This is a genomic window from Sphingobacterium sp. UGAL515B_05 (genome assembly GCF_033097525.1).
Lineage (GTDB): Bacteria > Bacteroidota > Bacteroidia > Sphingobacteriales > Sphingobacteriaceae > Sphingobacterium.
In genome coordinates this window covers 2,708,556-2,724,243 of the sequence record NZ_CP109907.1, presented here as the reverse complement: position 1 = coordinate 2,724,243, position 15,688 = coordinate 2,708,556, and the positions used below count along the sequence as shown (strand labels likewise).

At 40.4% G+C, this 15,688-nt stretch carries 13 protein-coding genes; 8 read left to right on the top strand and 5 right to left on the bottom strand.

Annotated features, from left to right (window positions below):
* The 3 genes from OK025_RS10900 to OK025_RS10890 all read left to right on the top strand — a co-directional run bounded on the left by OK025_RS10900 (position 1) and on the right by OK025_RS10890 (position 3,329).
* Positions 1 to 2,001 (top strand): thioredoxin domain-containing protein, encoded by a 2,001-nt coding sequence (locus tag OK025_RS10900; protein WP_317669478.1) that lies wholly within the window; start codon positions 1 to 3, stop codon positions 1,999 to 2,001.
* Between the two features lie 37 nt (positions 2,002 to 2,038).
* Positions 2,039 to 2,536: a peptidylprolyl isomerase gene (locus OK025_RS10895; protein WP_046672788.1), complete on the top strand. Its 498-nt coding sequence runs from the start codon at positions 2,039 to 2,041 to the stop codon at positions 2,534 to 2,536.
* A gap of 103 nt (positions 2,537 to 2,639) precedes the next feature.
* On the top strand, positions 2,640 to 3,329 hold the full coding sequence (locus OK025_RS10890; protein ID WP_317669477.1) for an SMUG2 DNA glycosylase family protein: 690 nt from the start codon (positions 2,640 to 2,642) through the stop codon (positions 3,327 to 3,329).
* Positions 3,330 to 3,681: 352 nt separating this feature from the next.
* Here the strand turns inward: OK025_RS10890 and mnmD are convergent, their stop codons facing one another.
* Complete coding sequence (gene mnmD, locus OK025_RS10885; protein WP_317669476.1) at positions 3,682 to 4,353, bottom strand: tRNA (5-methylaminomethyl-2-thiouridine)(34)-methyltransferase MnmD; 672 nt, start codon at positions 4,351 to 4,353, stop codon at positions 3,682 to 3,684.
* Between the two features lie 560 nt (positions 4,354 to 4,913).
* On the opposite strand from mnmD, the gene OK025_RS10880 reads away from it, so the two are divergent.
* A complete protein-coding gene (locus OK025_RS10880; protein ID WP_317669475.1) occupies positions 4,914 to 6,164 on the top strand; it encodes a dicarboxylate/amino acid:cation symporter in 1,251 nt (416 codons plus the stop codon).
* A gap of 88 nt (positions 6,165 to 6,252) precedes the next feature.
* On the opposite strand, the gene OK025_RS10875 is transcribed toward OK025_RS10880, so the two are convergent.
* Positions 6,253 to 7,212, bottom strand: coding sequence for a lipid A deacylase LpxR family protein (locus tag OK025_RS10875; protein WP_317669474.1), 960 nt, complete (start codon positions 7,210 to 7,212; stop codon positions 6,253 to 6,255).
* 385 nt (positions 7,213 to 7,597) lie between these two features.
* Here OK025_RS10875 and OK025_RS10870 point away from each other — a divergent pair, with 385 nt between their 5' ends.
* The 4 genes from OK025_RS10870 to OK025_RS10855 all read left to right on the top strand — a co-directional run bounded on the left by OK025_RS10870 (position 7,598) and on the right by OK025_RS10855 (position 12,988).
* Entirely contained in the window at positions 7,598 to 8,005 is a 408-nt protein-coding gene (locus tag OK025_RS10870; protein ID WP_317669473.1) for a cytochrome c maturation protein CcmE, read from the top strand.
* A gap of 19 nt (positions 8,006 to 8,024) precedes the next feature.
* Positions 8,025 to 10,484, top strand: coding sequence for a heme lyase CcmF/NrfE family subunit (locus tag OK025_RS10865; RefSeq protein ID WP_317669472.1), 2,460 nt, complete (start codon positions 8,025 to 8,027; stop codon positions 10,482 to 10,484).
* Positions 10,484 to 11,245 carry a Rossmann-like and DUF2520 domain-containing protein gene (locus OK025_RS10860; protein WP_317669471.1) on the top strand — a complete coding sequence of 254 codons (762 nt, stop codon included), beginning with the start codon at positions 10,484 to 10,486 and terminating at the stop codon, positions 11,243 to 11,245. Before OK025_RS10865 ends, OK025_RS10860 begins: the two co-directional genes overlap by 1 nt.
* 186 nt (positions 11,246 to 11,431) lie before the next feature.
* Entirely contained in the window at positions 11,432 to 12,988 is a 1,557-nt protein-coding gene (locus tag OK025_RS10855; protein WP_075994264.1) for an FMN-binding glutamate synthase family protein, read from the top strand.
* A gap of 102 nt (positions 12,989 to 13,090) precedes the next feature.
* Here OK025_RS10855 and OK025_RS10850 read toward each other — a convergent pair whose 3' ends face one another.
* The 3 genes from OK025_RS10850 to OK025_RS10840 form a co-directional block, all read right to left on the bottom strand.
* On the bottom strand, positions 13,091 to 13,534 hold the full coding sequence (locus tag OK025_RS10850; protein WP_317669470.1) for a MarR family transcriptional regulator: 444 nt from the start codon (positions 13,532 to 13,534) through the stop codon (positions 13,091 to 13,093).
* Between the two features lie 266 nt (positions 13,535 to 13,800).
* Entirely contained in the window at positions 13,801 to 14,577 is a 777-nt protein-coding gene (locus OK025_RS10845) for an amidohydrolase (RefSeq protein ID WP_046672799.1), read from the bottom strand.
* A gap of 84 nt (positions 14,578 to 14,661) precedes the next feature.
* Positions 14,662 to 15,630, bottom strand: coding sequence for a polyprenyl synthetase family protein (locus OK025_RS10840; protein ID WP_317669469.1), 969 nt, complete (start codon positions 15,628 to 15,630; stop codon positions 14,662 to 14,664).
* Between the last annotated feature and the right edge of the window lie 58 nt (positions 15,631 to 15,688).

Below are 15,688 nucleotides of genomic sequence, written 5' to 3'. Positions count from 1 at the left end.
ATGGCGAATCAATTGCAATTTGAAAATTCACCCTACCTTAAACAGCACGCACACAATCCAGTAGATTGGATGCCCTGGGGACCGGAAGCTTTAAAAAAGGCAAAAGACGAAAATAAACTGATCATCGTAAGCATTGGCTACTCGGCTTGCCATTGGTGCCATGTGATGGAGCGTGAAAGTTTTGAAAACTCAGCCATCGCCCAAACCATGAATAGGTTTTTCGTATCAGTCAAAATCGACCGTGAAGAACGCCCCGATATTGATCAAGTGTATATGCTTGCTGTGCAACTGATGACCAATGCAGGGGGCTGGCCATTGAATTGTATCTGCCTGCCCGATGGGAGACCCATTTACGGTGGTACTTATTTCAAACCGCACGACTGGCAGAATATCTTATTGCAAATTGCACAAATGTGGGCGGAGAAACCCGAAGTTGCATTTGACTATGCCGAAAAGCTAAACAATGGCATTCAAAGGGCAGAGAAACTTCCCATCCTCCCTATTCCAGAGCAATACACGATCGACGACTTAAATGAAATTATTACCACTTGGACCGAAACCTTCGATAAAAAAGATGGCGGGTATCAAAGGGCGCCCAAATTTCCGCTTCCGAACAATTGGTTGTTCTTCCTAAAATATGGCGTACTTTCCGACGATCGGGAGATCTTAGATCATGTCCATTTTACGTTAAAAAAGATCGGATCGGGTGGTATATACGACCAGATCGGCGGCGGCTTTGCGCGCTATTCGGTCGATCACTATTGGCATATTCCTCATTTCGAAAAAATGCTCTATGACAACGGACAGCTACTGTCCCTTTATGCCGAAGCCTATCAACAAAGTCAAGATCCGTTCTATAAGCGGATTATCGAAGAAACGATTGACTGGGCCGAACGAGAAATGTTAGCACCAAACCACGGCTTCTACAGCGCATTAGACGCTGATAGTGAAGGGATCGAAGGGAAATACTATTCCTTCTCCAAAGCCGAATTTGACTGCGTACTGGGCGACGATCCCCCCCTACTCGGGCAATATTTTAACATAACAGAAGCGGGCAACTGGGAAGAGGAAAAAACCAACATTCCCATTTGCGCCATAAATGCAGACCAGTTAGCAACAAAGGTCAATATGTCAGCTGACGAATGGGCAGATTTTTTAAAAATTTCAAAGAAAAAATTATACGACTATCGTGAAAAACGAGAACGTCCAGGGCTCGACCACAAGCAATTGACAAGCTGGAATGCGTTATTTTTGAAAGGGCTCATCGATGCCTACCACAGTCTTGGAAACAACCATTTCCTTGAACTCGCTTTAAACAATGCCGAGTTTATATGCACCCATCTTATTCAAGACGATCTCCAGTTATTGCACCAACCAAAAGACAACAATAGGATAATTGAAGGCTTCCTAGATGACTATGCATTCACGATTGAAGCCTTTATTGCATTATATGAGGCTACATTTGAGCTCAATTGGTTAACCAAAGCACGACAGCTAGCCGATAAGGCCATTGCATTGTTTTACGATGGATCACAAAAAACATTCTATTACACCTCGTCGCAGGCAGAGGAACTCATCGCACGGAAAAGTGAAATTATGGATAATGTAATTCCCTCCTCTTCGTCGACGATGGCTCGTCAGCTGAAAAGATTAGGTTTGCTTTTTGATGATGAAAATTACATCGCCATTACAGACCAATTACTGGCAAATGTATTCCCTCAAATCAAGACTTATGGCTCTGCCTATTCAAATTGGGCAATATTATTGCTAGAAGAAATATATGGAATCAATGAAATTGCATTGACGGGGGATAAAGCGATGGCTTTCAAAAATGAACTCGGCAACTATTATATTCCAAATAAAATTGTTCTTGGCGGTACAAAAGAAAATCTTCCATTGCTAGAACATAGAGTCGGAAAGGAGACAAAAGCATATCTTTGTAAAAACAGGACCTGCAGTCTACCACAGGATTCAATACAAGCGTTAATAAATTATATTTAATAAACGGTAGCCTCGGGCTTCCAAAAATCAAAATCAGATGGCTATAAAAGCAAACGACGTCGTAGCATTGACGTACAGACTTCACACAGTAGAAAACGGTGAAAAAGTTTTCGTTGAAGAAACAACTGCAGAACAACCTTTAGATTTCTTATATGGTGTAGGTATGATGTTACCTAAATTTGAAGAAAACATCGCAGACTTAAACGTTGGTGATAAAATTTCATTTGAATTGGCACCGGATGATGCTTACGGTCAAAAAGACGACAGAGCATTCGCACAATTGCCAGTAGATATGTTCAAAGAAACAGGTTTACCTCCAGTAGGAGAAGTATTGCCTTTACAAGACAACCAAGGAAACCAATTCCGCGCTGTAGTAGCTGAGGTTACTCCAGAAGTAGTTGTTGCTGACTTAAACCACCCAATGGCTGGCAAAACATTAAATTTCGATATCGAAATCTTAACTGTACGTCCTGCTACTGAAGAAGAGTTGTCCCATGGACACTCACATGGTGTAGACGGTACGCAAGGTCACTAATCTTGACTCAAGATACAAAAAAACAAAGCCGGGTGTCAAATGACACCCGGCTTTGTTTTTTACCACTTTAAAAAATCGTATTTTGTTTTTAAACACACAAACGATGCTAAAATTTGCGGAAAAAGTAGTTTTATTTAACAAACGACTTCATTACAAAGGGAATCTACCTCCGGAGTTCAACGTAATTAATCCCTATCTTGACAACCCTGAAACATTGGTAGTGATGGAAAAGTTCTACCACAAATATTACAATGATAATCTAACTAGAAAATTCATTATCGGCATTAATCCGAGCAGACACGGGGCGGGTGTAACGGGAGTTCCTTTTACCGATACCAAAAGACTATCCAGTGTATGTGGCATACAAATGCATTCTGCACATACCCATGAAATATCTTCGGTTTTTATGTACGATATGATTGAGGCCTATGGTGGCGCCGATATTTTCTACAAACAATTTTATATCAATTCGCCCTTTCCCCTTGCGATTGTCCGAGAAACAAAACCCAACAACTGGATCAATGCAAACTATTACGACGACAAGCAACTTTTTGACATGGTCCGGCCCTTTATGTTGGATTCCCTAAAACAGCACATTTCCATGGGCTTAAAAACGGACGAGGTCTTTGTCCTCGGAAAGAAAAATGCAACCTTTCTCGCTAAGATCAACAAGGAAGAAAAGTTGTTTGGAAAAATGACCGTCCTCGACCATCCACGCTATATCCAGCAATATAAATCCAAAGACAAAATAATATATATTGACAATTATATCCGATTATTAAATGGCCTATAAAAGATGGTTAAGCTTTACGGTTACTATTTTTCATCAAAAATCAGTTTTAAGTTCCTTATCTACCTCTGCTTCGACAATGATCCGCATCTTCTTCGGGCCTTATTCCTGCTTGCGAGAAAGGAAGAGCATCTCCTGAAAGCTTTGCTGATAACTTATCTCAGCGGGTAAGCTCAAACTCACCATGCACTTATGCCACCCTAACCACGGATACTGCCTAGCCGAGACACGAAGATGTCTCGAAAGAGATATGAAAGGCCCTCGAATCGAACGTTCTTGGTCCATAGCAAATTCATCATAGATCCTTACTTAATAGTCAACCGAAAGTCCTCTGCAAATTTCATAATGGTCTAGTTCAAAAAGGAGATTTTGTCGCACGAAGCATTTCACGCTTGCCTGGCGCACCAGGCGTCTTCTCTATTGAAAAGCCCAATGCTTTCATACTGCGTTTGAGGTTTCCGGTAATAGCATAAGTCACAAAAACACCGCCAGGTTTAACAAACTGCGCGATATGTCCCAAGGCAGCATCATTCCACATCTCAGGCTGATGCACTGCCGCAAAAGCATCAAAATAAACAACGTCAAATAAGCGATCCGATTGGAAATTCATCAATAAGGTATGATCAATATGAAGCTTTAAGTACGCGTTAATCTCTACGTTTCCCAACAAAGCCTGCTCGTATGCATTCAAATAGCTTGCCCATACGGCCGGATGTACCGTCGCCTCATAGCCCGTTGCGGCAATAGTAGACAAAGGCAAGGGAAATCCTTCTATTCCGACATATTCCACCTGAACGGATTTATCGCTAAGAAAGTCAGCTGTTTGCAAAAAATTCAAACCTGTCCCGAACCCAACCTCCAGGATCCCGACGTCGGTTGCCGCTGTTGTTTGTACATAGTGGTCAAGCCCTGTTTTTATAAAAACATGCCTGCTTTCCTGTACTGCACCGTGTTTAGAATGATAACATTCTCCTATTTCAGCATTAAACAACGTTTTTGAACCATCTCCTGTCGTTACAAATTCCATTTTTATACAAATACTTTAAGTTCCAATTTTCACACATTAAGTCTAACCAACTAAACAGTAATCCAAACAAATGGCGCATTCCTTACCCATGACACTTATCACTGCTACTGTCCAAAGATAAAAAAGCCAATTCGAGTTCCAAAACCTTCCTGATTTCAACGGCATCAACAGCTGTAAAAGCGGACTGAAAATGCTTCTTTTTTAATAACCCAAACCGAGCGATCTTCCTAAGAATTTAATGAAAATTCGGATCAATAAATACATAAGAGTTCAGAAAAAAAAATCTGATTCATTCAACAAAAGAACACAAAAACGAACAAACACGCATAAATTCACTTCCTTTTAATCGAGCTATTCGAGAAAAACACTATTTTAGCATTCTAAATAGTAAATAGTTATAAAACCTAATGAAATATCCAGACCTATCAAGTAGATTCAATACGATGAATAGATATAATAGGATGGAATTGGATATCACTAATGCACCGAGATTCAGAAAGCAAATTACCGCAGTTCGTTTATACAAATGAGCTTCTTAAGCAATAATTAATCACATACCTATGAAACACACTACAAAAACTTTTGTACAGAACTACGGTAGTATCTTACTTCTACTCCTTGGGATCAGTATTGGAAGTTTGATCGGTATCTTTCTTCCGAATAGTGTCAACAACCTGAAACCGATTGGCGACATCTTTCTAAACCTGCTTTTTGTCAGCGTTATACCACTTGTATTTTTTGCCATATCCTCATCTGTTGCCAATATCGATGGGGACAGCGTATTAGGTAGAATCATCGGCATGATGTCGTTTGTATTTGTACTGGGTATTGTCGTCGCCGGACTGTCAAGCATCTGCTTCCTTTACCTCTTTCCAGTAGATGCTCCACTGGCTATTGAACAAACAAACAAGATCATGGAAACAGTTGTTCATGATTCTTGGGGTGAAAAAATGGTCCGCTTTTTAACCGTCAGCGAATTCTCAAGTTTATTGTCGCGTCAAAATATGCTGGCCTTTGTCATCTTCTCATTTCTCGTTGGTATTGCGACACGTAAATCGGCGGCATCCGCAGAAGTTTTTCGTAAATTCATCAATTCAGGCAATGTTGTGATGGGCAATTTACTCGTGATGGTCATGAATCTCGCTCCCATTGGTTTGGGTGCATATTTCGCGTACCAAGTCGGAACCTTAGGTCCGCAGCTCTTTGGTTTCTATGCCAAACCTATCGGTCTATATTACTTTTTTGGAATCTTCTATTTTTTCACGGTATTCAGTTTATTCGCTTTTTTAGCATTCGGGCTAAAGGGTGTCAAACGTTATTGGCAAAATAACATATTGCCTTCCTTGACCGCATTGAGCAGCTGCAGTAGCCTCGCCACCATGCCGGCCAACTTACTTGCAGCCAAGCAAATTGGAATTCCCGACAGTGTAGCTAGTGTCGTCATTCCCCTAGGCACAACATTGCACAAACATGGATCGGCGATCGCCTGTATTTTTAAAATCTATATTGCACTTTTATTAAGTGGCAAGGATTTTTTTGACCCGGCCAATCTGATTATGGCGGTTGGCATTACTTTACTGGTGAGCATCGTAGCCGGAGGTATTCCTAATGGTGGCTACATCGGAGAAATGCTGATCATATCGGTTTATCAGATGCCAACGGAGGTGATCCCTTCCATTATGATCATAGCAACCCTGGTCGATCCCCTCGCAACAATGCTCAATGCCACTGGAGATACCGTAGCCGCTATGCTCACCACCAGATGGATCGGGCAAAAACTGGCCGACCCTATTCCCGAAAACCCAGGTTAAACAAGCTCCAAACAAAAAACATTTGAACGCTGGACCAACGAAAAACCTATCAAGCGGATCCATGTAGGTCCTACGTATGGCCGGCTGATCAAAAACGATAGGCAAAAAATAGCTCGCCATATTGATGCCGGTGAAACACCGATTTGAGCTCTTTCGAATTGAAGATGTAATTGATACCGTAATTGATCTTGTGATTAGACCAATTGAAACCAATGCGGTGACTAAGCATCCAAGGCTGAACAGTATATAACTTACCTATAGGATCATTTTTACCTCTTCCGCCTTCTACTGTTGCGCTGTAAAAAATACGAGACACGCTTGGTTGATAGACAAAATACCATTCTTTATCATTGTCTGCTCTTCCCAGTGTCAAATGCCCATGTGTAAAGGTGGATGCCTGATAGGACTTCAGCTTCCCCAACCGAAGCGGGGCCGCAATCCCCATATTGGTATTATTTAGCCCAATGGTTCCCTCACCTATAATTCCCACATCGAATTGCTGGTTTTGACTGCGGTATAGTCCTTTTTTATAGGTTACACTTAAATCAATACCGAAGGAATTTCCAAGCTGCGTATCCCAACCTGTCGCCTCATACATCCCAAAGAGATGATGGATAAACTTCTGTGCTTCTTCACCGTAGGATTTAGGACCGATCTGCGCCAATTCAGTCTTGAACTCAACAACCTGATCGTGCGGTAAAAACCGTGTTACCCCAGCACTCAAATAGAGGTAACCTGCAAATGGTCTATCGTATTTCTTTTCCTGCCGTCTATAGTCAATGATACTGATACCATTGTAAATCCGTTGGCCTATTTCAAAATCCAATACCGTATTTGAAGTCTCTCTATCCGGTTTCCCTGGCAACGCAATCCTATAGTTGATATTGATACCATTGGTATAATAGCGGTCCTGACCGGTCAGTAGATAAACGTCATTGTCATTTTGGATAGCAATTTCCTGATTACGGAATTTTACCTGTCCAAAAACAAAAAAGCAGGGAAATATAACAGCCCAAAAGAGGCCTAAAAATCGCAAAGCAACACTCATATTAACAGGCAATTGTAAAATTCATGCGATATCATTAGAACCAAAATAGCAAATTTCACTTCAAATTATTCAAAAGCATTCGAATCTAGCTTATTTTTCCAATTAATTCAAACTATTTAGAATAGATATAAATAATATGGAAAAGTTGCATTATTCCTTTCTTAGCGAATCTATTTGTAATTTTGCATTCGATTAGGTCTCAAATGTAATCAATGTGGGATTCTAGCGAGCACAACGTTGTCAGATTTGGGTAATAATCTTTCTGAAAAAACAGGAGGATATCTGGCAGATCGGAACAGCTATTCAACGTTAAGAAAAAACAAACCGGGTGAAACGAGCTCATTTATACGATGAGATCAAACACTTATAAAATAAGTAAATACAAATGAAAAAAAGTTCAATTATTCTAATCGCTATCATTGCTGTCGCAATTGCTATGATACTTGTTATCTATACCGATTCAAGTACCTATTCGACATTTAGCGAAGCTAAAGAAAAGAAAACCGAACTATATGTGGTAGGTCAATTGAATAAAGACAAAGCGCTTCATTATGATCCCAAAACTGACGCCAACAAATTTTCGTTTTTCATGCGTGACAACGATGGTACAGAATGTGAAGTGATTTTTAGAGGCGCCAAACCTCAAGATATTGAACGTTCAGAGCAAATTGTATTGACAGGAAAAATGGACGGAAATGTGTTTAGGGCAAGTAAGATATTGATGAAATGTCCGTCAAAATATAACGATAAATCGGTCGTCACCGAGATCAATGCTACTGCTTTCAATAATTAATTCGTAAAATCAATTTTCAATGGACGTTAATTACGTTGGTGAGCACCTGCTGCCAGGGCAGATCGGACAATTTTTTATTGTACTTTCTTTTGGTGCTGCACTTCTATCCTTTATCAGTTACTTTTTTGCAACAAAATACCCTGAAGAGAATTCATGGAAAAAAATTGCACGTATTGCCTTTTGGACTAATGCGGTCTCCGTAGTGGCGATTGGTGCAACTTTATTTTATATTATATACAATCATCTTTTTGAATATAATTATGCTTGGGCACACTCGTCCAAGACACTCCCTACGTACTATATCATTTCCAGTTTTTGGGAAGGTCAGGAGGGTAGTTTTTGGCTCTGGATGTTCTGGCAAACAGTATTGGGTTCTGTTTTGCTGTTTAAAGCAAAAAGCTGGGAATCGTCTGTCATGACTTTCGTCATGTTATGTCAAGCATTCTTAGCTTCCATGATTATTGGTGTGGAAATATTCGGTCTGCGTATCGGTAGCTCCCCGTTTATTCTATTGCGTGAAGCAATGGATATTCCGATCTTTAGAGAAGCTAATTATCTTTCACTTATCACCGACGGTAATGGTTTGAACCCTTTGCTTCAAAATTACTGGATGGTGATTCACCCACCAACACTGTTCCTTGGCTTTGCGTCAATGATCGTTCCTTTTGCTTATGCAACAGGTGCTCTTTGGACCAAACGTTACAAAGAATGGATCAATGCAGCACTTCCTTGGGCTTTATTTGCCGTGATGATTTTAGGTGCAGGTATTATCATGGGGTCATTCTGGGCTTACGAAGCACTTAACTTCGGTGGCTTCTGGGCATGGGATCCGGTAGAAAATGCATCAATTATTCCTTGGTTTACCCTGATTGCTGCTGTCCACGTCATGATTGCTTACAAGAATTCAGGTCACTCTTATTTCACCGCTACATTTTTGGCGATGATCAGCTTTGTACTTGTTATCTATGCATCTTACCTGACACGTAGTGGTGTCCTTGGAGAGACTTCTGTACACTCCTTTACCGATCTGGGAATGAGCGGACAGTTGATCTTATTCAATGTTGTCTTTTTGGTTATCATGGTGGTATTTCTTACGGTCAAAAAGAAAGAGATGCCTATCACAGAAAAGGATGAGGATATCTATTCAAGAGAATTCTGGATGTTTATTGGCGCTTTGGTATTGACAGTCGCCTGTGCACAGATCATTGCTTCAACATCAATTCCAGTGTTCAACAAGATCTTTGGCACCAAGGTAGCTCCACCTTTGGATCCGATCCAACATTATAACAAGTGGCAATCGGGTTTTGCAGTGATCGTTATGATCTTAACCGGATTTACACAATTCTTAAAATACAAACGTACCGATAGCCGCAAGTTTTTGGCTTCCACGGTAGCATCGTTAGTTGTGTCTCTCATTCTAACGGCTGCTGTCGTCTATTTTACAAAGACTTATACCAACCTGATCTATATTTTGATCACCTTCGCAAGTATTTTCTGTATTTTGGCGAATATCCGCGTATTGGGGGATGCTGTCAAAGGTAAATGGAAGCTGGCCGGCTCTTCGGTAGCCCATATCGGCTTTGGATTATTACTTATCGGTGCCATGGTGGCCGCAGCAACCAACGAGGTCATCTCGGTCAACAACACAGGTTACATTGCTGTATCGGGATTTGACAAAGTGGAGAAACCTGGCGACAACTTATTCTTGACCGAAGGTGAACCTGTACAAATGGGGGAATACAAAATAACCTATATCGGTGATAGCATTGTGGCTCCAAATACGTTTTATAAAATAAAATACGAGCGGATCGACGAAGAAACAGGTAAAGTGAAGGAGCATTTTGTGCTACAACCTTTTGCACAAAACAACGCGAAAATGGGCGGTTTGATTGGTACTCCTGCGACCAAACATTATGTTACGCACGATGTTTATACGCTGATTACCGCCGCTGCAGCTGAAAGCCAAGCAACGCATGCGAAAGTTCCGGCAGAAGACAAAACTGGTTTCGAAGACTATGAGGAGCCGGCAACGTATCAGGTAAATATCGGTGATACCCTACGCTACCGCAATGGATATTATGTCATTGAAGGCTTAAACAAAGAGGCTCACCTGGAGAAAATCCCAAAAGGTCCTAGTGATGTCATGGTTGGATTGAAAATAAAAGTATTTTCGGCCGACAACAAACAGTATGAGGTACAACCAATCTACTTAATTAAAGACGGTGGTGTTTATGACTTCAATAAAGATGTCAACGAACAAGGACTTAAATTCAGATTTACGGGAATTAAACCTGACAAGGATAAACTGGAAATCATGGTTTATCAAAAGCCGCTTCCAGAAAAGAAATGGGTGGTATTTAAAGCCATTAAATTCCCATACATCAACTTTTTCTGGTGTGGAACGATTGTCATGACCATCGGCTTTATCATGTCCATTGTGAGAAGAAATAAAGAGGAAAAACGAAAAGCACTTAAATAATGAACATTGTGATCTTAGGAAGCGGTAATGCCGCTACACATTTTGGACAACAGTTTCAAAAAACAGGACAGCATATCGTTCAGATCTACAGTAAAACAAAGGCCAATGCAGATGCATTGGCCTTTGCTCTTCATTGCCCAGCAATTGACCAACTATCTGAACTAGACCTACATGCCGATCTTTACCTCATTGCCGTTACCGATCAGGCCATTGTATCGCTGGTAGAAGCGCTACCAAAAGATTTAAAAGGAATTGTTATCCATTGTTCGGGCGCAACGGATATATCTGTACTGACTAGATTTAAAAATACAGGAGTCCTCTATCCGCCACAGTCGCTGTCCAAAAATAAAGCAGTCGATTTCTCGACCGTCCCACTTTGTGTTGAAGGTAACACCGATGAAAATAGTGCCGCGCTACTTCAGCTCGCACAGACATTTGCACCGCGGAGTATCTATTGTAACTCAACGCAACGCTTAGCCATTCACTTGGCCTCGGTCATGGTCAATAATTTCTCCAATATCCTCTATCAGATGGCTTATGAGTTATTGGAAGAAAACAAGTTGTCCTTTGATTTAATCAAACCAATTATCCTGGAAACGGCAGAAAAAGTGCAAAATCATATTCCAATAACAGTTCAGACAGGACCAGCGATCCGACAAGACAGCACAACAATGCAAAAACATTTGCAATTTATTAGCAATAAACCAGATTTACAGCAAATCTATCAACTTTTGTCGCAGGAGATTACTAAAAGAAAATAGTTTGTTAGAAACGGTTATAAACTTATCAAAACTTACCTCCAAGGGGTAAATATATCCATTTACTTCAGGAACTTTAGTACATTTGCTTCGTCCAAAAGCGCATTTTGGAATGCTAATTGAGTAATAAAATAATCAGTTGGGCTAAACATTAAAATAGCGAATTAAAACTAAACAATCGTATTTTCTATGGAAGTTAGAAAACTCATTCTTTCAATAATGATTGTGATTAATTTAATCATTGTATCATTTGGATTTATATTTACATCAAGCTGGTTTTGGCTGCTTATCATCCCATTTCCATTGCTATTGATTGCGTTATACCATAGTTTCCAGACCAAACATGCCATCCTACGCAATTATCCCTTAGTTGGATATTTCCGCTATATCTTCGAATCTATCCGTCCTGAGTTGAGACAATATTTTTGGGAATCGGATATGGATGGACGTCCTTTCAACAGAAGACAGCGTTCGATCGTATACCAACGTGCAAAAAATCAACGTGAAACTGTAGCATTTGGTATGCAGACCGATCCACAGGCAGTCGGGAACGAATGGGCTGCACACTCTGTTTTCCCTTGCCATATCGAAAACCACGACCTGCGCACCACTGTTGGAAATGCAGCCTGTAAAAAGCCTTATAGCTTAAGTGTGTTCAACATCTCGGCAATGAGTTATGGTGCATTGAGCAAAACAGCGATAACGGCATTAAATAAGGGTGCTGCACTTCAAAACTTTGCACACAATACCGGCGAAGGGGGAATCAGCGATTACCACAACAATGGGGGTGATTTAATCTGGCAGGTGGGTACAGGTTATTTTGGGTGCCGTAATAAGGAGGGAAAATTTGATCCGGAACTTTTCCGAGAAAAATCCAATCGTGAAAACGTGAAGATGGTCGAATTGAAACTTTCGCAAGGTGCTAAACCCGGTCATGGGGGTATCCTTCCAGCGGCAAAAAACACCCCTGAGGTCGCGGCTATTCGTCACGTCATTCCAGGAACAGATGTGATGTCGCCTCCAGCACATAGCGCTTTCTCCTCACCGACTGAAATGATGCACTTCATACAACAGCTGCGCGAGCTATCGGGTGGAAAGCCTATCGGTTTCAAAATTTGTATCGGCGATAAACATGAGTTTATCGACATCTGTCACGCCATGCAAAACACGCAGATCTTCCCGGATTTTATCTCCGTAGATGGATCAGAAGGTGGTACAGGAGCTGCGCCACTAGAGTTTACAGATAACCTAGGAATGCCACTATACGATGCATTGGCATTTGTAACGAAAACCTTGATTGCTTTTGGTTTGAAAAAACATGTTAAAGTTATCGTATCCAGCCGTATTGTAACGGGTTTCGATATCTTAAAAGTTATTGCCTTAGGCGCAGATGCATGTTATAGTGCTCGCGGTATGATGTTCGCTTTAGGTTGTATTCAAGCACTTAAGTGTAATGAAGACGTTTGTCCGGTTGGAGTTGCCACGCAACAGCCGCATTTATACAAAGGGCTCGACGTAAATGATAAATATGTACGCGTAGCTCAGTTCCACCGCAACACATTACGTGCTACAGTCGAAATTATGGAAGCTTGTGGTTTCAAAACACTTTCGGATGTATCGGCTGATAAATTCTATCGTAAGGTAGACGCTATCCGTACATTAAGTTTTCAGGAAATCTATTTCGGAACTGAAGGTAAATTGGTCAATAGCCATACAGATTTCGAAAGCAAACTTTTCGAAGATTAACTGCTAGAAATTCATATAAAAAAGGTCCCCTATGTTGAATACATAGGGGACCTTTTTTATACCCTGATAGTTCCCTTATAAAATAAACCCCACTAAGTATCTTTATTTCAAATTAAATAATACGCGATGCAGAATGGTATTTGACAAGGCAATTTGATCGTCGGCTAATCCCCCTAAAGCCTGTTCAATGGTATTTTTTGCCTGCTTCATTCCTTCATCCTTCATCTTTCGTCCGGTTTTTGTTAAGTAGATCAGATTGGACCTTCTGTCGTTTTTATCATTGACGCGGATCACTAGATTTACCCGTTCAAGGTTATTAATTAATCGCGTGACACTCGGCTTATCTCGAAATGTACGAATAGCGAGTTCCTGCTGGGTTAGGCCCTCTTCTACCCACAGGTTATACATGATACTCCATTGTTCAGAAGTAATGCTTAACCCGGCCTCCTTGAGATTACGTTGTAATCTCCGCATAACTGCAATTGAGTATTTTCCCGTTAGGAAATTATAAAAATACTCTTGTGATACTAAATCTTGGTCTAACATATGAATAATGGTTATGGTTGTTTACGCAACTTATTGCAATAATAAAACGTCGTCTTTCATATAATTTGAGAAAAAGCTAAACGTATTTTGGCTAATAGTTAGCCTAAATTACGCTTTAATCTAACTGTCTCAAACAAAATTTTATCAACATGTCACCAGTAGATGTTGATAAATCATAACAATTTGATTTATACTAGACTGAATTTAACAAATAAAAAGGAGACAAACAAAATAAATGCTTGCAATTATACCTAATTTAGAGCGTGTTACCCGATTGTAAAAGAATCGGAGTCTTTTAAGAAAGGAAATTTCTCCCGTGCTTCCAACAGATCATTCGGATTTAAGGTAAATGTATACAAGTCCTCGTCTTCAGGCTTATAATACACCACATCACCAAGTGGAGAGATACACATAGAACCACCTGAATAGTAAATATCATTACCATCATGCCCAACCCGGTTTACTCCAACAACGTAAGCTTGATTTTCTATCGCACGTGCTGGTATGAGGGCTCTCCAATGTGCAGAACGCTTATCCGGCCAGCTGGCCGTATACACTAAAATATCATATGCGCCATTTTGATTTTTAGACCAGACGGGGAATCTAAGGTCATAACAGATCATTGGGCAAATTTTCCATCCTTTGATATCCACCAGGATACGTTCATTTCCTGGTTCGAAGTACTCACTTTCTTTAGATAGTCCAAACAGGTGGCGTTTATCATATTTTACATATTTACCATCTGGAAACATCCACACAAAGCGATTATAGTATTTGCCACCTTCCTCGATAATCAAGGAACCGGCAACAACACAGTTAAGCGAACTCGCCATCTCAAATAGCCATCTTGTTGTAGGGCCATTTGCCGGCTCTGCACATTTTTCGACATTATTCGTGAAGCCTGTATTAAACATCTCGGGGAGAATAATAACATCCGTTTTCTCGCGCAATGAGGAAAGTCTCAACGCGAGATTATTTAGATTCTTCTCTATATTTTCCCAGAATAGATATGCTTGAAATACGGTGATTTTTAAAGGCTCCATGAACGTAATCTAAAAATTTATTTAATTATTTTATTACAAAACAACCATTTAATGGCAAGATACGAATTTTAATAGAATTTATACTTATTGCTGTCTCACCAAAAGGTTATTTGCTAAGACTAATAACGCTTCTTTACGTTCATTTGGTACATTCAATGCCGCCATTTTTTCAAATGCCCGTTGTGTATAAATATCTTTCAATTCGTCGGCAGCGGTTTTAATTGCATACTTCTCGTATAATGCAAGCATATCACCAACTTTTGAAGGGGCAGTCTCCATAGAAGCGTCCAATAAGTGCTGAAGGACAATCTTATCTTCGTCCGAAATTACGGCCATCAACTTCACCAATAAAAAGGTCTTTTTATTGATCATAATATCACCTCCAACGATCTTTCCAAAAGTGTCTGGATCTCCGTAAGCATCCAGGATATCGTCCTGTAATTGAAACGCCAAGCCTACATTCTCGCCAAAATCGTAAATCAGCTGCTGTTGTTGTTCATCTGCTCCAGATAAAATAGCCCCCAACTGTAATGCTCCGCCCAGTAATACTGAAGTCTTCAAACGGATCATCTCGAGATATTCAGGCATAGTCAGCGAATCCCGACTTTCATAATCCATATCCAATTGTTGGCCTTCACACACTTCCATGGCTACTTTACTCAAAATTTTCAATGTCGCAGGCAGGTAAATCGGATTACACTTTGAGATTTCCTCATAAGCTTTGACCAACAATCCGTCTCCAGACAGTATGGCAATATTAGCATCCCACTTTTCGTGAACTGTCGTTTTACCTCTTCTTAAAGGAGCCTTATCCATCAGATCATCGTGGATCAGTGAAAAGTTGTGAAAAAACTCCACTGCCTTGGCAGCAGGGATAATTTCATCCATCTCTTGCATACCGAATAATTCGGCAGCCATTAATGTCAGCACCGGTCGAACCCTCTTTCCGCCCAAAGTCAATATATACCGTATCGGATCATATAAATTTGATGGTGTTTCAGGAAATTGACTTGTCTCTATCGCCGCTATCACGAGTTGTTGTAAATGTTGCATATATCTTTACGATCGAATCTTGCGAATATAGCAATAATCATATAGAAATGGCAATTTT